This window comes from Lactococcus sp. KTH0-1S (assembly GCF_052544945.1).
The window spans coordinates 56,927-75,942 of record NZ_CP195165.1 but is presented as its reverse complement, the minus strand read 5'-3'; the positions used below and the strand labels follow the sequence as shown (position 1 = coordinate 75,942).

23 protein-coding genes are annotated in these 19,016 nt (G+C 36.1%); 11 read left to right on the top strand and 12 right to left on the bottom strand.

What is annotated here, in order from left to right; genetic code table 11:
* Position 1: 1 nt before the first annotated feature.
* The 6 genes from ACRYLU_RS00385 to ACRYLU_RS00360 form a co-directional block, all read right to left on the bottom strand.
* Positions 2–754 carry a 16S rRNA (uracil(1498)-N(3))-methyltransferase gene (locus ACRYLU_RS00385; RefSeq protein WP_098393054.1) on the bottom strand — a complete coding sequence of 251 codons (753 nt, stop codon included), beginning with the start codon at positions 752–754 and terminating at the stop codon, positions 2–4.
* 100 nt (positions 755–854) lie between these two features.
* A complete protein-coding gene (gene prmA / locus ACRYLU_RS00380; protein WP_445081049.1) occupies positions 855–1,808 on the bottom strand; it encodes a 50S ribosomal protein L11 methyltransferase in 954 nt (317 codons plus the stop codon).
* Between the two features lie 17 nt (positions 1,809–1,825).
* Positions 1,826–2,314 (bottom strand): YdeI/OmpD-associated family protein, encoded by a 489-nt coding sequence (locus ACRYLU_RS00375; protein ID WP_278227919.1) that lies wholly within the window; start codon positions 2,312–2,314, stop codon positions 1,826–1,828.
* 37 nt (positions 2,315–2,351) lie between these two features.
* Positions 2,352–2,636, bottom strand: coding sequence for a hypothetical protein (locus ACRYLU_RS00370; RefSeq protein WP_010905114.1), 285 nt, complete (start codon positions 2,634–2,636; stop codon positions 2,352–2,354).
* A 108-nt stretch (positions 2,637–2,744) separates the two neighbouring features.
* A complete protein-coding gene (locus tag ACRYLU_RS00365; RefSeq protein WP_010905113.1) occupies positions 2,745–4,298 on the bottom strand; it encodes an ABC-F family ATP-binding cassette domain-containing protein in 1,554 nt (517 codons plus the stop codon).
* A 29-nt stretch (positions 4,299–4,327) separates the two neighbouring features.
* Positions 4,328–4,795 (bottom strand): DUF3013 family protein, encoded by a 468-nt coding sequence (locus ACRYLU_RS00360; protein WP_010905112.1) that lies wholly within the window; start codon positions 4,793–4,795, stop codon positions 4,328–4,330.
* Positions 4,796–4,946: 151 nt separating this feature from the next.
* On the opposite strand from ACRYLU_RS00360, the gene ACRYLU_RS00355 reads away from it, so the two are divergent.
* From ACRYLU_RS00355 to ACRYLU_RS00345, 3 genes are read left to right on the top strand one after another with little or no spacing between them, the layout of a single operon-like run.
* The gene (locus tag ACRYLU_RS00355; RefSeq protein WP_038598431.1) at positions 4,947–5,435 is read left to right on the top strand and encodes a GNAT family N-acetyltransferase; all 489 of its coding nucleotides are present in this window, start codon (positions 4,947–4,949) and stop codon (positions 5,433–5,435) included.
* A gap of 43 nt (positions 5,436–5,478) precedes the next feature.
* Positions 5,479–6,738, top strand: coding sequence for a replication-associated recombination protein A (locus ACRYLU_RS00350; protein ID WP_038598427.1), 1,260 nt, complete (start codon positions 5,479–5,481; stop codon positions 6,736–6,738).
* Between the two features lie 54 nt (positions 6,739–6,792).
* Entirely contained in the window at positions 6,793–7,578 is a 786-nt protein-coding gene (locus tag ACRYLU_RS00345) for a ParB/RepB/Spo0J family partition protein (protein WP_445081048.1), read from the top strand.
* A 51-nt stretch (positions 7,579–7,629) separates the two neighbouring features.
* On the opposite strand, the gene ACRYLU_RS00340 is transcribed toward ACRYLU_RS00345, so the two are convergent.
* The gene (locus tag ACRYLU_RS00340; protein ID WP_445081047.1) at positions 7,630–9,411 is read right to left on the bottom strand and encodes a heavy metal translocating P-type ATPase; all 1,782 of its coding nucleotides are present in this window, start codon (positions 9,409–9,411) and stop codon (positions 7,630–7,632) included.
* Between the two features lie 363 nt (positions 9,412–9,774).
* On the opposite strand from ACRYLU_RS00340, the gene rpmF reads away from it, so the two are divergent.
* Both rpmF and rpmG read left to right on the top strand, forming a co-directional pair.
* Positions 9,775–9,948 carry a 50S ribosomal protein L32 gene (gene rpmF, locus ACRYLU_RS00335; RefSeq protein WP_010905107.1) on the top strand — a complete coding sequence of 58 codons (174 nt, stop codon included), beginning with the start codon at positions 9,775–9,777 and terminating at the stop codon, positions 9,946–9,948.
* A 29-nt stretch (positions 9,949–9,977) separates the two neighbouring features.
* On the top strand, positions 9,978–10,127 hold the full coding sequence (gene rpmG / locus ACRYLU_RS00330; RefSeq protein ID WP_003132258.1) for a 50S ribosomal protein L33: 150 nt from the start codon (positions 9,978–9,980) through the stop codon (positions 10,125–10,127).
* 79 nt (positions 10,128–10,206) lie between these two features.
* Here rpmG and ACRYLU_RS00325 read toward each other — a convergent pair whose 3' ends face one another.
* From ACRYLU_RS00325 to ACRYLU_RS00305, 5 genes are all read right to left on the bottom strand, one after another.
* Positions 10,207–10,797, bottom strand: coding sequence for a flavin reductase family protein (locus ACRYLU_RS00325; RefSeq protein ID WP_038598419.1), 591 nt, complete (start codon positions 10,795–10,797; stop codon positions 10,207–10,209).
* Between the two features lie 10 nt (positions 10,798–10,807).
* Entirely contained in the window at positions 10,808–11,977 is a 1,170-nt protein-coding gene (locus ACRYLU_RS00320; protein ID WP_015425630.1) for a ring-cleaving dioxygenase, read from the bottom strand.
* A 50-nt stretch (positions 11,978–12,027) separates the two neighbouring features.
* A complete protein-coding gene (locus ACRYLU_RS00315) occupies positions 12,028–12,648 on the bottom strand; it encodes an alpha/beta hydrolase (protein WP_098393050.1) in 621 nt (206 codons plus the stop codon).
* A gap of 30 nt (positions 12,649–12,678) precedes the next feature.
* Positions 12,679–12,876 (bottom strand): hypothetical protein, encoded by a 198-nt coding sequence (locus tag ACRYLU_RS00310; RefSeq protein ID WP_058205588.1) that lies wholly within the window; start codon positions 12,874–12,876, stop codon positions 12,679–12,681.
* 127 nt (positions 12,877–13,003) lie between these two features.
* Positions 13,004–13,471, bottom strand: coding sequence for a universal stress protein (locus ACRYLU_RS00305; RefSeq protein WP_038598414.1), 468 nt, complete (start codon positions 13,469–13,471; stop codon positions 13,004–13,006).
* 399 nt (positions 13,472–13,870) lie between these two features.
* Here ACRYLU_RS00305 and ACRYLU_RS00300 point away from each other — a divergent pair, with 399 nt between their 5' ends.
* The 6 genes from ACRYLU_RS00300 (at position 13,871) to ACRYLU_RS00275 (ending at position 19,015) form a co-directional block, all read left to right on the top strand.
* Positions 13,871–14,704 (top strand): SDR family NAD(P)-dependent oxidoreductase, encoded by an 834-nt coding sequence (locus tag ACRYLU_RS00300; RefSeq protein WP_256293617.1) that lies wholly within the window; start codon positions 13,871–13,873, stop codon positions 14,702–14,704.
* Between the two features lie 224 nt (positions 14,705–14,928).
* Positions 14,929–16,209, top strand: a complete 1,281-nt coding sequence (locus tag ACRYLU_RS00295; RefSeq protein ID WP_104142670.1) for an O-acetylhomoserine aminocarboxypropyltransferase/cysteine synthase family protein — start codon at positions 14,929–14,931, stop codon at positions 16,207–16,209.
* A 275-nt stretch (positions 16,210–16,484) separates the two neighbouring features.
* Positions 16,485–17,318 (top strand): Rgg family transcriptional regulator, encoded by an 834-nt coding sequence (locus ACRYLU_RS00290; RefSeq protein ID WP_445081046.1) that lies wholly within the window; start codon positions 16,485–16,487, stop codon positions 17,316–17,318.
* Between the two features lie 188 nt (positions 17,319–17,506).
* Positions 17,507–18,322 (top strand): hypothetical protein, encoded by an 816-nt coding sequence (locus tag ACRYLU_RS00285; protein WP_038598402.1) that lies wholly within the window; start codon positions 17,507–17,509, stop codon positions 18,320–18,322.
* Complete coding sequence (locus ACRYLU_RS00280; protein ID WP_230315082.1) at positions 18,309–18,797, top strand: hypothetical protein; 489 nt, start codon at positions 18,309–18,311, stop codon at positions 18,795–18,797. Before ACRYLU_RS00285 ends, ACRYLU_RS00280 begins: the two co-directional genes overlap by 14 nt.
* A gap of 14 nt (positions 18,798–18,811) precedes the next feature.
* Positions 18,812–19,015: a hypothetical protein gene (locus tag ACRYLU_RS00275; protein ID WP_012896934.1), complete on the top strand. Its 204-nt coding sequence runs from the start codon at positions 18,812–18,814 to the stop codon at positions 19,013–19,015.
* Position 19,016: the final 1 nt, after the last annotated feature.

The following is a 19,016-nucleotide window of genomic DNA, read 5'->3' as shown; positions in this document are numbered from 1 at the left end:
TTTATAATAATTCAAAATAAGCTGAAATACTTGAGAGGGCATATAATGGAGCTGTTTCTGCTCTTAAAATTCGCGGCCCTAAGCCAATCATTTTTGCACCTAAATCGGAAAATTTTGTGATTTCGTCTGGACTGATTCCGCCTTCTGGTCCAAAAACGATAAGCACTTTTTGGTTGGGTAACATTTCTGTCAGTGCTTGTTTGAACATTGTTTTCTCACCCATTTTTGCTGATTCTTCATAGGCGATAAGAACTTGGTCAAAATCAGAAAAATTATCAAGTAAATCAGTAAATTGCTCAAAAAGTTGAAGTTCTGGAATCATTTGTCTGCGTGATTGTTCGGCTGCTCCTAGAGCAACTTTTTCCAATTTTTCTTGTTTTTTTGTCAGTTTTTTCTTGTCCCATTTACTGACAGAAGCTTTAAAAGGTGCTGACCAAATGGCTGTGGCTCCTAATTCTGTTGATTTTTCAACAATAAAATCGAGCTTGTCTCCTTTAGGAAATCCTACAGCTACTGTAATTTGAACAGGCAATTCTGAGGACTCTGTCAGTAATTTTATCAGCTTCACTGATTGGTCACTTGGCGAAACGACTTCCGACAGCCCAATTTCACCGTCAGTAAAAACAAGACGGATTTGGTCACCACTTTTAGCCCGCATCACTGTGAAAATATGATGAGCTGCTGCTTGATCTTCAATGATAAATTCTTCGCCCAGTTCTGGTAATTTTTTAAATACAAAATATTGGTTGGCCATATTTTTTTCCAATCATTTCTTAGAATAAAGTTTTGAATCTAATCTTTTCTTTATTGTGCTTCTCCATTGACTGAAAGATAAACGACTTTATTTAAGCCTTTTATCCACCAATGACGCCTTCACGATTTTCTGTTTTCTTGAAAATCAGGCAGTTCCATTCGCCTTGAATCATTCGTGTTTCAAGGAAAAATCCAGCTTTTTCTGCTGATGCAATGACCATATCCGCTTTGTCAGCAATAATTCCTGACATAATGAGATAGCCTTCTTCTTTGACCAAGCGGAATGCGTCTTCTGTCATTAAAACAAGGATATCAGCCAAAATATTAGCCACAATGACATCCGCTTTTTTGTCAATTCCTTCAAGCAGATTGTTTGCTGAAACGTGAATTTTTTCATGACCAGGATTGAGTTCAATATTTTCTAAAGCCACGCGCACAGCCACTTCATCAATATCATAAGCAAATATTTCTGCTGCACCAAGATATGAAGCTGCAACTGACAGCACGCCCGAACCTGTTCCAACGTCAAGTAACGTTTCTCCACCACGAAGAACTTGTTCTAAGGCGTAGAGTGACATTTTGGTCGTTGGATGTGTTCCAGTCCCAAAAGCCATACCAGGGTCAAGACGAATCAATTTTTCAGAGCCTGTCGCCACGTAATCCTCTGTCCAACTCGGCACAATGGTTAAATCATGCGTAATTCGTGCTGGTTCAAAATATTTTTTCCAAGCTTCTGCCCAATTTGTTTCTGACAGGTTATTCGTTGTTACTGACAGACCTGTCAGTGAAAAATAATCACTCAAATTTGCGATTTTATGTTCAATTTCGGCTTTGAGTTCCACAATTGGCATATTTTCTGGATAATAAGCAGTAATTTCAACAAAATCAGATTGTTCAATTTCAGGAAGAACTTCGCCAAATTGGTCTTCGTGATTAAGATAATCAGCACTGTCAGTAATTTCAACGCCGGCTGAACTCGCCTCTATCAGCAAAGCTGAAATGGCCTCTTCGGCTTCCCGACTGATTTTTATTGTGATTGAATTCCAATTATTCATTTATTTCATCTTTCTTTCTATGGTTTATCTCGGCCTACAAAAGAGTTCTTTCCCAGTAAGAAACCAATCGCTCGCCTAACATTTCGCTCGATAGCTTCTTCTGTTTTCAACCTTGCAATATAACGATTAATTTCAACTTGTTTAGAGGGAGTTAATTGGTCAAATACTTTTTTTGCTTCCGGATTTTTGGCTAATGCTTCACTTAAAACTTGTGGTTGCTTGACAATTCGTGGCTCTGAATCATAGGAAATTGTAAAATCAAAGATTTCCCCGATTCTTTTAGGCGAATTTTTCAGCATCGTCGTATTGACATATAAGCGCCAATCCCCTTTGAAAAACATTAGATTTTGCTGATAAGTTTTTTCATTAATCTGACCACAAATAGGAATTGGCGATTTTTCTCGCTCTGAATCCTGAAATATTTTCTGCAAGATATCTGGCGGTACAGCCACAAAGGGATTGATACCGATAATTTCCAGTTCAGCTTGAAAACTATAACTTTTCATAGTGCCCTTAAAGTCCTCTTTCCTGTCAGTAAAAAATTTACTTTTCAAGTTTTTTTAGTTCTCTTTGCATTCGCGAAACAAATTTTTTTGCTGACTTAAAATCTTCATCATCAACATATTCAACAGCATCTTCAAGCAAATCAATCCAACTCAATATCTCTGAGTTAAAATTATTCACATCGTACTTTTTAAATTCTGTCAGTAAAATTTTAAGCGTCTTTACTAACTGTAAGCTCCGATAACGCCGCTCTGAGCGGCGTTTTGCCAAAGTTCGTGCGTAATCTTGTTCGGGATTTTCCCAAGGATGAAGTTTCTGAGTCATTTTTCTCCTAATACTGTTTAATTTTTTGTGCAAGCCAGTATAACTGCAGTTCAACTACCAATTTTTAAGAAAAATTAGAGATAAACTAGCATAAGAATTAATCAGTAATTACAAAATACGAGTTGTCCATTCTTCACAGTTAATGACATCAGAAACCAGACCTTCATAAAATTCTGGTTCATGTGAAACCATCAAAACAGTTCCCGGATATTCAATAAGTGCACGTTTGAGTTCTTCTTTAGCGTCCACGTCCAAATGATTGGTTGGTTCATCCAAGATGAGAATGTTAGATTCGGTATTCATTAATTTAGCAAAACGTAATTTTGCTTGCTCTCCACCTGAAAGAACATAAACACGTGATTCAATTTGTTTAGCCGTCAAGCCCACCCGAGCAAGTGCCCCGCGGAGTTCTGCTTGATTCCAACTTGGATACTCATCCCATAAATCATCAAGTACCGTTTTTTGCGAAGGATTTTTGATTTCTTGCTCATAATAAGCAATATCTTGGAAATTTCCTTTTTCAACTTCCCCATCAAGACTTGGAATCAAGCCCATTAAACTCTTAAGCAAAGTCGATTTCCCAATCCCATTGGAACCAATAAAGGCAATTTTTTGTCCAGATTCTACTTTTAAATTAATTTCTGACGACAAAGGTTCATTGTAACCAATAACTAAATCTTTTGCCTCAAAAACGAGACGACTTGGTTTTCGACTAAATTTAAAATCAAAATGAGGTTTTGGCTTTTCAGAAATAGTCTCAACAATTTCCATTTTCGCCAATTTTTTCTCACGCGCTTTTGCTTGACCAGATGTTGCCACATTCGCTTTTTTACGGGCAATGAAATCTTTAAGTTTAGCTTGCTCAGCGACCTGCGCATTATGCAAAGATTCAAGCTGTGCCTTTTTCTCTTCAAAGACACGTTCAAATTCCGCATACCCCATTGAATAGCGGGTAATCCCTAGACCATGCACATGATAAATGATATTGACCACTTCATCCATAAATGGCACATCATGCGAAATCAAAATAAAGGCATTTTCATAGTTTTTAAGGTAATTTTTCAACCATAAAATATGTTCTTCATCCAAATAGTTTGTTGGTTCATCCAAAAGCAAGATATCTGGTTTTTCAAGCAAAAGTTTACCAAGTAAAATTTTTGTTCTTTGCCCTCCAGAAAGCTCGGCTACATCTTTATCCAAAAGAGGAGTTAAACCAAGACCTCGTGCTGTTTCTTCAACTTTGGCATCAATGAGATAAAAGTCACTATTATCCAATTCTTCTTGAAGTTCTCCTACATTCTCAAGCGCAGCATTCATCTCATCTTCTGACATTTCTGCCATTTTCATGTAAGTATCATTGATTTGCGCTTCTATATCAAAAAGATATTGAAAAGCCTCAGCCAATGCTTCACGTGTCGTTTTACCTTTTCCAAGCACAGCGTGTTGATCCATATAGCCAACCCGGTGTTTTTTCGACCAGATTACTTTTCCCTCATCAGGAACCAGAGTTCCTGTGATAATATTCATGAAAGTTGATTTACCCTCACCATTTGCCCCAACAAATCCGATGTGCTCGCCTTTTAGCAAACGGAAACTTACATCTTCAAAAATTGCGCGGTCACCAAAACCGTGGGATAGATTTTTTACATTTAAAATACTCATTTTTTATTTCTTAAATCTTTCTAAATTTCTTAATATCTTGGATACTTATAAAAGTCTGTTTCAGATAAATCAGCAATGCCATTTTCAAAAGCTTCTTTATCCCAATTGACTGAAAATTCTTCGGCAGCTTCATCAGCTAGAAAGTCCATTAAATCATCCAAGCCTTGATCGGCACTTTCTTGTAAAAATTGAGCAAAATAAGCCAAAAATTCACGAGATAAGCCTTTTTCACCATAAGGAATTGTTGCCAAATAATCATTTTCATCAAAACGTGATTTAGCGGGATTATAAAATAAAACTGCATCCTCATAGACAATATTTTCTGCTGATTCTACTCCTTCTGCATCAGTCAAAAGCGCTCCGGAACTATTTTCTGCCTCTAGTAAAAAGCTGACTTCTACCGCAAAATTACGCTTATCCCAATTCATTTCAAAATCATAAGTAAATCCTTTTTCTAAAACTTCTTCCAAAACATCTAAAAATCCAAATTTAGCCATTGTTCACACCCTCTTTATATTATGTTAAAATAATTATAACAAAAATTTGCTCTAGAAAAGTCGCAAGACTTAATAAATCAGTTCATTTAATAGCTTTTTTACGTTTATAATGTGTAAATAGATATTTTTTTAGAATTTGGAGAAAGATTTAATGGAAATTAGAAAAATAGAACCACGTGACTTTGTCAAAGTTGCTCAATTGGAAAATGAAAACTGGACCCTAGCTTCAACTCCACACGTCATGGATTCCTCAGCAGAAAAAATTATCGGTAAAATTATGACTGGAACCACTTATTTTCTGGCAGTAGAAAATGATGAAATTCTTGGAATACTTGATTACGCCCCCCGCCACAAATCTGAATTTGGAAGACATACTGTCACCTTTGGCATTATGACAGCACAAGAAGCCAGAGGTAAGGGCGTGGCTACTACACTAATAAACTTCTTTATTGATTTTGCAAAAAAAGAAGGATTCAAAAAAATTACAATTCAAGTGATGGGTTCAAATCCAGCAGCCTTGAAACTTTATAATAAATTAGGCTTTGTTGAAGAAGGATGTTTGAAAAAAGAATTTTTCATTGATGGTGAATATATTGATGATTGCATTCTCGCCTTCTATCTAGACAAAAGCCTTGTGTAAACCAGATTTACATTCGTTGTAAACCTATGGATTGGAGAATAATATGGCACAAAATCTTGCAAGACGAATGAGACCCCGAAATATTGATGAAATTGTTGGACAAAAACATTTAGTTGGTAAAGGAAAAATCATTCGCCGAATGGTCGAAACTCACCTTCTTTCAAGTATGATTCTCTACGGACCTCCTGGCATTGGTAAAACTTCAATTGCTTCAGCAATTGCTGGAACAATGAATGTCGCATTTCGGACATTTAATGCAACGACAGATACTAAAAAAAGACTTCAAGAAATTGCCTCAGAAGCCGAATTTTCTGGCCAACTTGTTTTATTACTTGATGAAATTCATCGCCTAGACAAACCAAAACAAGATTTTCTTTTACCACTTTTAGAAAATGGACAAATTATTTTAATTGGAGCAACAACCGAAAACCCTTATTTTTCAGTTGTTCCAGCGATTCGTTCTCGCGTACAGATTTTTGAATTAAAACCTTTAGAACCAGAGGATTTAGAATTTGCTGTAAACCTTAGTTTACAAGATAAAGAACGTGGATTTGATTTTGATGTGACCATTGAAGATGATGCACTTTACTTTTTAATTCATTCAACTAATGGCGATTTACGTTCTACTTTTAATGCCTTAGAATTAGCCGTTCTTTCCTCAGAAGAACACCATGTCACTTTAGATGATATGGAAAATTCTTTACAAAGAAAAGCTGCAACTTTTGATAAAGATGGCGATGCTCATTATGACTTGCTTTCTGCTTTACAAAAGTCAATTCGTGGTTCTGATGTCAATGCAAGTTTACACTATGCGGCTCGTTTAATTGAGGGCGGAGATTTGCAGAGTCTATCCCGGCGCTTAACCGTTATGGCTTATGAAGATATTGGTTTAGCAAATCCTGATGCCGCACTTCATACGGTTTCAGCATTATCAGCAGCCGAAAAACTCGGTTTTCCTGAGGCACGGATTCCCCTTGCCAATATCATTATTGACTTGGCTTTATCCCCTAAATCAAACGCAGCTTATTTAGCGATGGATGAAGCCATTGCTGATTTAGGAAAATATGGAAATCTTGCTGTACCGGCACACTTACAGGATGGCCATTACGCTGGGGCAAAAGATTTAGGAAGGTCTGTAGAATACCAATATGCTCATAATTTTCCTAATCACTGGGTAAACCAACAGTACTTACCTGATAAAATTAAAAATGCTGACTATTTCCGTCCTGATGATATGGGAAGATATGAAAAAGCACTCCACAGTCGTAAAGAATGGATTGATGAACAAAAAAAGAGGAGCTGACAAATCTGTCAGTAAATAGAGCACAATAAAATTTACTGACAGAAAGTGAAAAATATGGTAGAACAAATCACTCAACTTAAGTTGTCAACAATTGTAAAAAACCCTTACCAGCCTCGTCTTGTTTTTGATGAGTATAAATTAAAAGAATTGGCTAATTCTATCCAAGAAAATGGCGTTTTACAACCCATAATCGTTCGTAAATCAAAACTTGTTGGCTATGAGCTTTTAGCAGGCGAACGTCGGTTTCAAGCTTCAAAATTAGCTGGTTTAGAAACTATACCAGCAATTATTAGAAGCTATTCTGATGAAGAGATGATGACTCTCTCAATTTTAGAAAATTTGCAGAGAGAAAATCTCAATCCACTAGAAGAGTCCAAAAGCTTGGCACAACTTGCTGACAAATTGGGAATGACCCACGATCAAATCGCTAAGGCCCTTGGAAAATCAAGGTCTTATGTCTCTAATCTTATTCGTTTACTTGGTTTGCCTGATACAATTTTGAAGCATGTTGAAAATCGAGAGATTTCACCTGCTCACGCTAGAACACTTTTAGCTGAAAAAAATCCTAAAAAGCAATTAGAGCTCGTTGATAAAATAATTAAAGAGCAGCTCAATGTCAGAGCACTTGAAGCTATTATTTATGGTGAAGAAAAAGTTACTGACAAATCTGTCAGTAAATTAAATATCAATCTTTTTACTGACGAAACTGAAAAAGAACTGATGAAAAAATTGGGAAATAGGGTTAAGATTCAAGCAAATAAAAAATATCAAGGGAATTTATCCATTCACTTTGATAATCTTGATGAACTAGAACATCTAATAAAATTACTAAAAAAATAAAAAAATTTACTGACAGAGGACTTTTAAGCATTCCGTCAGTAAATTTTTTCTTTATCCTCTTAAAGCTCGAAGCGCATAGAGAATTGAAACAACATCAATAATCTCTTGGAACAAAGCTCCAATCACAGCTGGAATCACTCCGAGAGCTGCAATAAACATCAAAATAATACAAATGATAATCCCAATCATGACCGCTTGTTTAGCAATTTTTAACGTATCACGACTGATTTCAATAGATGTCGTCACTTTCCTAAGGTCATTTTGCAATAGAACAATATCGGCCGCTTCACTTGCAACAGTCCCTGAGCCTACACCAATCGAAATTCCAACATCTGCTGTGGCTAGAGCTGGAGCATCATTAACTCCATCGCCAACCATAATTACTGGTCTATTCGTCGCATTTTTAATAAATTTTAATTTTTCATCTGGCATTAAACCTGCATAAACATTGTCAATTCCAACAGTGCTCGCAATTTTATCAGCAACAAGTTGATTGTCACCCGTCAACATCGTAATCTTTTCAAGACCAATTTTTCTCATCTGAGCAATTGTTTCTTTAGCTTCTGGCCTTAAAGTATCAGAGAAAGTGACCGCCCCAATATATTTACCTGCTTTACTCACATAAAATGCTGTTTCATAGTTGAGATTTTCAGGTGCAAAAGCAAACGAACTTCGGCCAATTTTAATTTCTTGACCTTCGATTTCTCCAATCACACCAAGTCCAGCAACTTCAGTTAAAGAGGTCAATTTTAATGGTTGAACCTTTTTGTTTTCAGCATATTCAACAACAGCTTTTGCCAAAATATGACCACTTGATTTTTCAACCGTGTAAACCAACTGTAAAAGTTCTACTTCATCTACCCTTTCTATTGGTTTTAGACTGTCAACCTTAATTGTCCCCTCAGTAATTGTACCTGTTTTATCTAAAAATATTTCCCGAGCTTTTGCTAATTTTTCGATGACTGTTCCATTTTTGATTAAAGCTCCATTTTGACTTGAGCGACTCATTCCCGAAACAAACGCGATAGGGGCTGCCAAAATCAATGGACAAGGACTGGCAACCACTAGGACTTCCGCAATTCGTACTGGGTCACCAGAAATAAAGTAAGCAACTGCTGCAATAAGATAGGCAATAATTGTAAAAGGAACAGCATAACGATCAGCCAGACGTACAAATTGAGCTGGAGTTTTCTCCGTTTCTTTAACCAGTTCTACAATCTTTTGAAACTGTGATTCTGCCGCTATCACCGTGGTTTCAATCAGGATACTGGAATTCCCATTGATAGCTCCCGAAAGTACAGGATCACCTTTTACTAATTCATTCGGCTTGGTTTCACCCGTCAATGACGCTGTATCAAGTACCACTGCCTCAGAAATAAGTTTCCCGTCAATTGGAATAATTTCCATCGGTCTAATCAATAAATGACTCCCGACTTCCACATGGTCTATCGGCAAGTCGACCACCTTATCCCCTTTTTGCACATGAGCAATATCAGGCGACTTATCTAATAAAGCAGCTAAAGCTCGGTGAGCTCGACCATTTGCATAGTCTTCTAAACTCTCACCTCCAACAAGCATGAGAATAATAATCAAAGAGGCCCAATATTCGCCCACTAGTAAAGTAGCAATAATGGCCGTGATGGCCAATAAGTCAACACCATAAGAGCCAGACCGTAAAGTTTTAATCATTTCAATCAGCATTGAGAAAGCCAAGACTCCCCCAGCAATTGTAACAATTAAGCGTGCCAAAAAAGGCTGATTAAAGCCAAAGTAAGCAATCAATGCCACGCCTGCAATGACAAAAACAAGAATCAGTTTTTTCCAGTTCTTCATTCATTTCTCCTTAAAAATTCAATTGTCCTAGAACATTGCCCTGCTTTGTGAGGAGCTTTTACGACCTGATTGTCTTCTCCTTACGCCGCTTTGATTCTTTCGAAGCTGAGCTTAAATTTTTAAGTTATCCGTTAAGTTACTACTATTTTATCAAATTTGCGCTAAAGGCCCTATCATTTTAGTTGTCAAAGATATTTGTCAGTACTTTTACTTACTCAAATTTTACTGACAGAAAGGTTTGCAAAAATTTGTCAAGTAATTTTACTTTACAAAACTTGCATTTCTGAAAATTTATGCTATACTAATAAAGTACGTTTTTGCACTCTGCAAGAACGAGATAAAATTCTACGGAGGAAAAAAACAATGGCAGTACCTGCACGTCACACTTCATCAGCAAAGAAAAACCGTCGTCGTACACATTACAAATTGACAGCTCCAACTGTTACTTTTGACGAAACTACTGGTGACTACCGTCACTCACATCGCGTTTCACTTAAAGGCTACTACAAAGGCCGCAAAGTTCGCGACACTAAATAATTCGACAAAAGTTATAGAAAGGGACTATCATGCGCGTAAATATTACACTTGAACACAAAGAATCTGGTGAACGTCTGTACCTTACTCAAAAGAACAAACGCAACACTCCAGACAAATTGGAACTTAAAAAATACTCTAAAAAATTGCGTAAACACGTAATCTTTAAAGAAGTTAAATAATAAAAATGACCTTCGGGTTATTTTTTTATTTTTAAAGCAAACAAAAACTTACTGACCAATCCTCAGTAAGTTTTTTTATTTATCTAGGTCGTAAAAGGCTGAAGCGATTTCCTAAGGTACTGTAATCATCACCCGCTAAACGCCCAACTGGTTTAAGTTTATTTAGATTGACATGAAAGTTTTCCTCATCCAATAGTTCCTCTGCAAAAGAGAAATTGACAACTTCAAGAAGAACTAAATGCCCGCTCTCTCCTAAAGGTAAATGATGATACAATTTAGTTTCTAAACGAACATTTGACTCCTTTAAACTTGGAACCTGAACTTTCTGAGAAGGGACAAGTTCAAGTGAAAATTCTTCCGCTTCACTAATATGGTCCGCTAATGGTGCTGCCGTTTGATTCATTAGCTCCACATTATCCTCATTCACAAGGTGAACCACTGCTTCTTTCGTCGTCAATAAATTATTCAAACTATCTTTATTTCCCGTAAACGAAATGGATAAAAGTGGTGGATTTGACGAAGCAACATTGAAAAAACTAAAGGGGGCCACATTAACTAGACCTTCGAGATTTTGACTGGTCACCCAAGCAATTGGGCGCGGAACAATACTGCCTGACAGAAGTTTATAGACTGTTTTTTCGTCGAGCTCATTTGCTTGATATGATTTCATCAGTTCTCCTTTATTGCACTGTTTCAGCCGGAGTTCCAGCTTTGTGTTCCAATACTTTTTCAACAGTCCATAGTTCATCTTTTGTGCGGTCACGATGAGCATCTGAAGTGTCCAATGGACGTAAACTTGCGGCTGTTCTCGCTTTTGTAGCTTCATCTCCTGGGAATAAATGAGGAGGCAAGCTCAAAGATAAACCTGATTCTTCCTTAGTTTGGTCAATCCAGAAACCAGAAGTAATTAAAGCTTCTTCATAAGAATCAACAGCTCCTAGACCTGATTTTGCCATGTCCAATGCCCCAATTCCTGGTGTGTAAGTCGCAATTTCAAAGAGAACTCCTGGCGCTACTCTGACATATTCACTTGAGAAGTAGAAACGGTCAACCAAACCAGAATGTGGCAAACGGAAAGCCTTAATGCGTTCAATCCAATAGTTTAAAGTTTCAGGATTTGCTGTTCCCAGAGCTAAATGATGAATCGTACCATAACCTTGATAAGCGTAAGCTTCTTTTTCACCAGCTTCTTGAAGAATCAAAGCTGCTCCATTTCCACCATTCGCCACTTCAAAAAGATGTAAATCAGCTTCTTGCCCAGCGTAACGGAAGCCAAAAACTGTTTCCAAAATGGTCCGAAGATTTTCGGCATTTTCAACTTTTACAAAAACAGGGCCAAGTCCAGTAATTCCATGTTCTTGCGGAACATTAGAAAGTTGCCAAGAACGTCCTTTTGAATCATCCCCACTATTATTTTGGTCAGAAATCAATTGATACAATTGACCATCAAAATCTTCAAACTCTAAGGTTTTTTGACCAAATTTACTAGAAATTTCGCCATGTTTAACATGGGCATTGTCGAAACGACGAGTCCAATAATCTAAGGACGCATCTGTCGGTACACGAAATGAAGCACGTTCAATATTATTAACTCCATGATTTCCTTTAGGAATATCTTTGAAATCAAAGAAAGTCATATCAGCTCCATGCCCATCTTCTTCTGTGAAAAAGAGGTGATAAGTTTCATAGTCATCTTGATTGACTGTTAATTTTGCTAAACGCAGACCCAAGATATTTGTGAAAAAATCATAGATTTTTTGAGCACTTGAGGTGATTGCTGTTACGTGGTGAACACCACCAAGAGTAAGATTTTCAGGTATTTTTGTTTCAATTTTTGTTAATTCAGCCATTTGTTTTCTCCTATTTAGTTACTTTGTACTGAAATTTTTTCAATACAAAATTATTTTGTTTCTGTAAGCCATTTTTTAGCGGCTAAAACTTCCTCTTGCGTCAATTGATGACCAAGTGAACTTTCATATATTTCAAGCTGACAGCCTGAATCTTCCAAATCACCTTTTAAATCACCAAAGTTTTTCTGAGGAACAATCATATCATTTGGCGCATAGCTTAGAAATACATGCTTGTCATCAACTTGAACGGTCTGTTCAAAGTCTTCCAATTGCATCCCGTGAAAGGCAATAATTTTATCAAAATTTATTTTTCCTCTAAGAAACATATTCAAAGCTACATTTGCACCATTTGAATAACCGATAGCTATCATTTTATGAACGTCAAGGTCATGTTTTTCAGCCAACAAACTGACCTCATCCGTCAACCAGTCTGTTTCTTCATCTAAAGATTCAAGATCAAAATTTTCTTTAGTAAAACCACCTAAGCCTCGGAGTTTAAAATAACGATTGACTCCTTGCTCATTAATACGTCCACGAATTGACAAAATAGGATGTGAAGGGGCAATCATTTCAGCAATTTCTACTAATTGATGCTCATCTCCACCCGTGCTATGTAATAACAAAAGAGGTGCCAAATCTTTACGACCTGCCTTAAAAACATAATCTGTCATCTTTCCTCCTCCATCCACGATTTCAGATTCTTATTTACTAAGTTTGAAATACAAATCAGCAACATTTCCACTAAATTCTTCAATTTGTCCAGAAATGACAACTTCAAGAACTTTCGCTGAATCATCAATTGCCGGAATTTCACGATTTTGTAGAGTTACGAATTCATCTACACTAGCAAATTCTTTAGTCATTGTACGTCCATCAAGGGTTTTAAAAGTAACTTTCATTGTTCAATCCAACTTTCTCATTTCTATGTTTACAATTGTAAACGAAAAGAATTTCATTGTCAAGGAATTTATTTTTAAAATACAAAAAAATCGGCAAATGCTTGCCGATTCTTAAAATCTATCTAATTTATTTGATGATTGTTACACTACAAGGTGCATGTTTAACCACGTAAACTGCTGTAGAACCAAGCAACATTCGGTCAAGAGCGCCTTTTCCTGAAGAGCCCATCACAATCATATCAACTTCATGTTCTTTAGCGAAATCGACAATTTCATTTTTTGCCGAACCATCAACTCGAATTTCTTCAAATTTCACTTCATTATTGATAATCGCCAAGGCTTTGTCTAAAACTTCTTTAGCTTCATTATCTGCACTTTCTTCAAGTACGGGAACTGCTGGAACTACTGGAATAGCTGGTGCAGGAACCACAGGAACTGGGTTACCAGCTGCATAAATACTGTTTTTATCCGTCGCATGTAAAACGAATAATTGTGAGTTGTCTCTTTTAGCAAGGACAATAGCTTCTTTTAACGCTTCTTCTGCCTGCTCAGATCCATCAATTGCGACTAGGATTTTTTTATAATTTTTACTCATTGTAACCGTCCTCCTCACTACAATTTTACGTTATTTCAGAGAGCAAGTCCAATTAAACGCTGTACAATTTATTCTATAAACCATTTATAAAAAATCACTTTCTTACTAAGAATGCTTCAAACTAGCATTATCACTCAATCATCAGGTCCTTATAGTTAGAATTGATTTATAGAAAAGGGATTCTAAAAATACAAAAACATTTTCTTTTTCATTTAAGTTTCATTTCAGCATTATAACGTACAATAGTTTCATACTCCTAAATAAACTTTTTTCATAAATACTCCTAAAACTTCCGTTTACTCCGCGGAAGTTTTTTTAGCCTTTGATTTACTAAAGTGGTATAATTACTTTTAAAATCATGAAAACAAGATACAGACAAATTGAAAGGACTCTAAAGAGATGACACAAAAAATTGTTGCAATCACAGGTGCTTCAAATGGAATGGGATTTGAGGCAGCAGAACTTTTTGCCAAACGGGGTTGGAAAGTATACGCTGGGGCACGCCGCGTTGAAAAAATTCCACAATACGAGAACAACATCAAAGCACTAAAACTGGATGTTACTAGCTCTGAATCAAACCAAGCCTTTGTGAAAAAAATTTTAGATGAGGCAGGTCATATTGACGTCCTCATCAATAATGCAGGTTATGGCGAATACGGACCAGCCGAAGAAATCCCAATGGTTAAAATTCGCAATCAGTTTGAAACCAACTTCTTTGGTGCGGTTGAATTAACTCAACTTGTCTTACCAACAATGAGAGCTCAAAATTATGGACGAATTGTTAATATTTCATCAATTGGTGGAGATGTCTATATGCCACTTGGTGCTTATTATCACGCTACAAAAGCCGCCCTTCAACAATGGTCTGACGTTTTGGACCTCGAAGTTGCCCAATTTGGTATCCGTTCAGTTTGTGTTCAACCTGGTGGAACTCAGTCAAGCTGGGGAAATATTGCCCTAGAAAATTCTAAAAAGAATATGAGTTCAAACTCTGCTTACCAACCTTTGGTAAATTCTGTTGCTTCAGGACTTGACCGTTTTATGAAAAATAGTGCTAAAGCTTCTGATTTAGCTGAAGTTTTTTATAAAGCTGCGACAGAGATTAAACCGAGCCTTCGCTACCTCCACTCTTTCGGTGATAAATTCATGGTAAATGTTGCTCGTAAACATCCAAAAATCTTTCGTAAAGCTCTTCTTATTACAATGCGTTACTTTGAAAAGTACAATCAATAAAAATACAACCTTGAGTTGTATTTTTTTATTTCTACTTTTAAAAGTTCTATCAGCTCCATTAAAAAATCATATCGCTAGAATTTTCTGAATTTCTTATAATTATAATAAGTTTTATAGCTAAAGGAGAAAGCTATGGTTCAAGAATTGCTGACGAATAATCAACGAATGTGATTAACGACTATTTTTTATACTAACTAAAATTTTCAAAAATAGGAGAAAAAACTATGACTAATCACAATTATAAATTCGACACTTTGCAAGTCCATGCAGGACAAGTCCCTGATCCTGTCACGGGTTCACGCGCCGTTCCACTCTATCAAACAACTTCTTTCGTTTTTAACAATTCAGACCATGCCGAAGCTCGTTTTGCTTTACAAGATCCTGGAGCTATTTATTCACGTTTAGGAAATCCAACCAATGATGTTTTTGAAGCACGCATCGCAGCTCTTGAAGGTGGAAGTGCAGCCCTTGGTGTTGGTTCTGGTTCAGCAGCTATTACTTATGCCATCTTGAATATCGCTACAGTCGGTGATAATATTGTTTCCGCAAGTACCCTTTATGGTGGAACCTACCACCTTTTTTCTGGGACTTTACCAAAATATGGAATTACAACTAAATTTGTCAATCCAGATGACCCGAAGAATTTTGAAGAGGCGATTGATGAAAAAACCAAAGCTATTTATTATGAAACTTTGGGCAATCCGGGAAATAATGTGATTGATTATGATGCCATTGGTCAAATTGCTAAAAAACATGGAATTCCCGTTATTGTTGATGCAACGTTTACTACCCCTGTGACCTTTAAACCATTTGAACATGGTGCTAATGTAATTGTTCATTCAGCAACGAAATTCATTGGCGGTCACGGTACTTCTATTGGTGGAGTCATCGTTGATGGCGGAAACTTTGATTGGGCAAATGGTAAATTTCCTGATTTTACACAAGCTGATGAAAGCTACAATGGGATTAAATTTGCCGAATTGGGTGAAATTGCTTTTGTGACTCGGATTAGAGCTATTTTATTACGTGATACGGGTGCGGCTTTATCGCCTTTTCATTCTTGGCTTTTCTTACAGGGGCTAGAAACACTCTCACTCCGGGTAGAACGTCACATCTCCAATACTAAAAAGATTGTAGAATTTTTAGACAAGCATCCTAAGGTGGAACTTGTTAACCATCCTCTGCTTGAAAGTAATTCCTATCATGCGCTCTATCAGAAATATTATCCAAAAGATGCTGGATCTATCTTTACCTTTGAACTCAAAGACAAAGATGAGAAAAAAGCACGTGATTTGATTGATCATCTTGAAATTTTCTCACTTCTAGCCAACGTTGGAGATACCAAATCATTGGCCATTCATCCTGCTTCGACCACTCACCAGCAGCTGAATGCCGAAGAACTTGCTAGTGCAGGGATTTCCAAAGGAACCATTCGATTATCGGTTGGTATTGAAGATGTAACTGACTTGATTGCTGATTTAGAGCAAGCATTAGAAAAAATATAAAAAAATGAGCGGTAACCAGCCGCTCATTCTTTTGTTTAGGAGTAAACTTTATGAAAAATTTTATTGGAATAAGTATATTATAGTCACCCTGACTTAATTTTTACTAAAACTAGGCTAAAATGAAAGTTGAAATCCTACTAGTTTTCGAAACATACAAAAAATTTTATCATTATAACTTCTAGCCTTGAATCAAAACTTAACAAGTTACGTTAAATGACAAAAGTTACAAAAAGCTGTATAATCATATTAAATGTTTTACTTTCCAAGGAGAAACAATGCCATATACAGGTTATGGAAAAAACTTTAGGTTAATCCGCAAACAAAAAGGATTGCCTTTATCCTATTTTCAAAGAGTGGGTATCGACAAAATTGGATTGAGTCGTTTTGAACGTGGATTAAGCATGATGGGATTTGAAAAAGTTGATGTAATGTTGCAAGAAATGAATGTCAGTTTAGCAGAATATGAACTTGTAATTAATCATTTCGTTCCTGACTTTCAAGAAGAGTTTCTATTTGAAGTTGAGGAGGCAGATTTTGCTCAAGACGAAAAAAAATTAAAGTCACTCTATAAAGAGGCCAAAGAATCAAGCTTTTCTTATTTAGCTTTATCTGTGAAATCACGATTTGAGAAACTTACATTGTCGGAGATAAATTTTGTCGTTAAACTTTTAACAGAAGTAACTTCATGGGGCTATTTCGAGCTTTCTATCGCTTATTTTGTATTAGATAATTTGGATCCTCTCACAATCCAGTCGTTAATGAGTAATTTTGAACAAAAGAATCAAAATTATTTTGGGATTTATAAATATCGTCGACGAATTTTCCAAATTTTTTATCGAGCTTTAGTCATTCTATCTTCACGTGGTGAAAAAAAGCTGAGTCAACAGATTTTGAAGATGATAGAAAAACCAAACCGAGCAGGAATTGACCTTTATCTTGAAGTCTTGCACAAAATGGCTATTGGATTTTATAACTATTCCTTTGTTGATGAAAATGAAGGTTTAGCAGAGATTAGAAATGGGCTCGCTATTTTTGACTTATTGGGTCAAGAGAAATTAAAAGATTTCTATGGTAGGCGAAACAAGCATTTTTTGAATAAAAACCTGTAATATTTCCGTAGTGATAACACTACGGCTTTTTTGTTGTTAGACTTGACTTTTGGATTATAATAAAAGTATGAAAAAACAAAAGCGAGAACTTTACGATCTCAAGTTACCCCCTCTCTCTGTCTAGTGAAATTTTCTCCCAATTTCATTGGACTTTGCTAAATCTTTAGCTAGAAATCGGAGAAAACGTTATGAAGACGAAACAATATACACTCATACTTGCCACAGTGTCCACACTTTTATTGTTGACCGTTGCTGTAAGAGCAGATGAAGTATCTCCCGCCATTAATGTCACGTCTAGTGGAGATGTTAACCTAGTCATTCCAAGTGATGCAGATAAAGTTATCACTAGTAAAGATAATCAAGTGAAATATCAGGTCAATGATGGGGTTTCAATCGATAACGCAGTAGATGGAACTGATTTGACGGCTCCTATCATAGTCGATAGCCAGATTATTTCTGAAAATAGAAATAGCACTTCTGGAGTAACCACTATTTCTGCAGATTTAAGTCAAGCTAAAATTAAGAATTCAAGAAAAGTTAGTTTAAATTCTATTGGGATGAATAAGCTTTGGGAAACTGAGGTTTTTGCTGGCACAATTCCCCAAGTAACTACCCCAAAACCTGTATATGATGTTACTCTCGGTATAAAAGTTTCTTTAAAGTTAAAATGGACTATTGTTCAAAAAGGTTCACAAGCAACAGCAACCTTAAATAATGTATCAGGAGGATATTCTGGAGATTCACAAATACTAGTAGATTCTTCCCACAAAACTTGGGTAAATGCTGGAGAACAGGATAGAGGAGGAAGCGTATATAGTCAAAAATTTTATCCTGGTTCTTCCAGAAGTTTTAGCTATAACTTGAGCTTAAAGACTATACCATATGCAGGTGGAACGGGTGGGTCTGCAAATTATTTAGCTCATTTAAAACGTGGGACAAAGAGTGCTTGGGATGTAAAAATTCAAGCATTTGCTTGGGGAGGAATTACTCATGATGACTGGTAACAAAAAAAGAAAGTTAGCCAAACTTTGGGAAATTTATCTTATTTTCATTTTATGGATTGCTGCAATGTTTCTACCTGCAACAATCAATCAATTAAAATTAAGTGCTAATTTTGATATAGCAAAGAGTCGTGAGAATTATTTTTACTATCTTTGCGTTCAAAAACCAGTAACTAGCGTAGTTTTATTTTTATTGCTTATTGGGATAGGTGTGTCATGCCTACAAAAGTGGAAAATAAATACATTTCTCTCTTTTAGTTTTATGATACTCTACATTTATGACTTGTTTTTAGAAGTTATTTTAGGAAGAATATTTGTCGGTGTTTCATTAAAAACTGCATTATCCCCAGAAACATTTGTGGGACTTTGGCGAACGTTAGGATTGGGATTTTTTTTAACAAGTCTATTAGGTAGTCTATTTTCAATTCTACTGTTTATTTATGTTGTAAATATTTCTGTAGATGCCAAAGAAAGTTAGGAGAAAGATAAAACATGAATAAAAATTATTTTATAGGAGCCTTAATTTTTTTAGCCCTAACCTTATTAATTTGGGGAATAGGAATTCCCGCCACGCTTATCTTTAATCAGTTGGGATATTCTTCAAATGTTTTCATAACATTTATCGAATTTAATGGAATTGGTTTTGTGGCTTTAGCTATTTCAATTATTTTATTCATTAAAAATAGCGATAAATAAA

Coding starts and splice junctions, on each gene's coding strand:
- prmA (WP_445081049.1), bottom strand. CDS start 1,808: ATGAATAATTGGAATTCAATCACAATAAAAATCAGTCGGGAAGCCGAA.
- ACRYLU_RS00365 (WP_010905113.1), bottom strand. CDS start 4,298: ATGAGTATTTTAAATGTAAAAAATCTATCCCACGGTTTTGGTGACCGC.
- ACRYLU_RS00360 (WP_010905112.1), bottom strand. CDS start 4,795: ATGGCTAAATTTGGATTTTTAGATGTTTTGGAAGAAGTTTTAGAAAAA.
- ACRYLU_RS00285 (WP_038598402.1), top strand. CDS start 17,507: ATGAAGACGAAACAATATACACTCATACTTGCCACAGTGTCCACACTT.
- ACRYLU_RS00280 (WP_230315082.1), top strand. CDS start 18,309: ATGATGACTGGTAACAAAAAAAGAAAGTTAGCCAAACTTTGGGAAATT.
- rpmF (WP_010905107.1), top strand. CDS start 9,775: ATGGCAGTACCTGCACGTCACACTTCATCAGCAAAGAAAAACCGTCGT.
- rpmG (WP_003132258.1), top strand. CDS start 9,978: ATGCGCGTAAATATTACACTTGAACACAAAGAATCTGGTGAACGTCTG.
- ACRYLU_RS00375 (WP_278227919.1), bottom strand. CDS start 2,314: ATGAAAAGTTATAGTTTTCAAGCTGAACTGGAAATTATCGGTATCAAT.
- ACRYLU_RS00350 (WP_038598427.1), top strand. CDS start 5,479: ATGGCACAAAATCTTGCAAGACGAATGAGACCCCGAAATATTGATGAA.
- ACRYLU_RS00355 (WP_038598431.1), top strand. CDS start 4,947: ATGGAAATTAGAAAAATAGAACCACGTGACTTTGTCAAAGTTGCTCAA.
- ACRYLU_RS00325 (WP_038598419.1), bottom strand. CDS start 10,797: ATGAAATCATATCAAGCAAATGAGCTCGACGAAAAAACAGTCTATAAA.
- ACRYLU_RS00370 (WP_010905114.1), bottom strand. CDS start 2,636: ATGACTCAGAAACTTCATCCTTGGGAAAATCCCGAACAAGATTACGCA.
- ACRYLU_RS00310 (WP_058205588.1), bottom strand. CDS start 12,876: ATGAAAGTTACTTTTAAAACCCTTGATGGACGTACAATGACTAAAGAA.
- ACRYLU_RS00305 (WP_038598414.1), bottom strand. CDS start 13,471: ATGAGTAAAAATTATAAAAAAATCCTAGTCGCAATTGATGGATCTGAG.
- ACRYLU_RS00295 (WP_104142670.1), top strand. CDS start 14,929: ATGACTAATCACAATTATAAATTCGACACTTTGCAAGTCCATGCAGGA.
- ACRYLU_RS00300 (WP_256293617.1), top strand. CDS start 13,871: ATGACACAAAAAATTGTTGCAATCACAGGTGCTTCAAATGGAATGGGA.
- ACRYLU_RS00275 (WP_012896934.1), top strand. CDS start 18,812: ATGAATAAAAATTATTTTATAGGAGCCTTAATTTTTTTAGCCCTAACC.
- ACRYLU_RS00315 (WP_098393050.1), bottom strand. CDS start 12,648: ATGACAGATTATGTTTTTAAGGCAGGTCGTAAAGATTTGGCACCTCTT.
- ACRYLU_RS00320 (WP_015425630.1), bottom strand. CDS start 11,977: ATGGCTGAATTAACAAAAATTGAAACAAAAATACCTGAAAATCTTACT.
- ACRYLU_RS00290 (WP_445081046.1), top strand. CDS start 16,485: ATGCCATATACAGGTTATGGAAAAAACTTTAGGTTAATCCGCAAACAA.
- ACRYLU_RS00385 (WP_098393054.1), bottom strand. CDS start 754: ATGGCCAACCAATATTTTGTATTTAAAAAATTACCAGAACTGGGCGAA.
- ACRYLU_RS00345 (WP_445081048.1), top strand. CDS start 6,793: ATGGTAGAACAAATCACTCAACTTAAGTTGTCAACAATTGTAAAAAAC.
- ACRYLU_RS00340 (WP_445081047.1), bottom strand. CDS start 9,411: ATGAAGAACTGGAAAAAACTGATTCTTGTTTTTGTCATTGCAGGCGTG.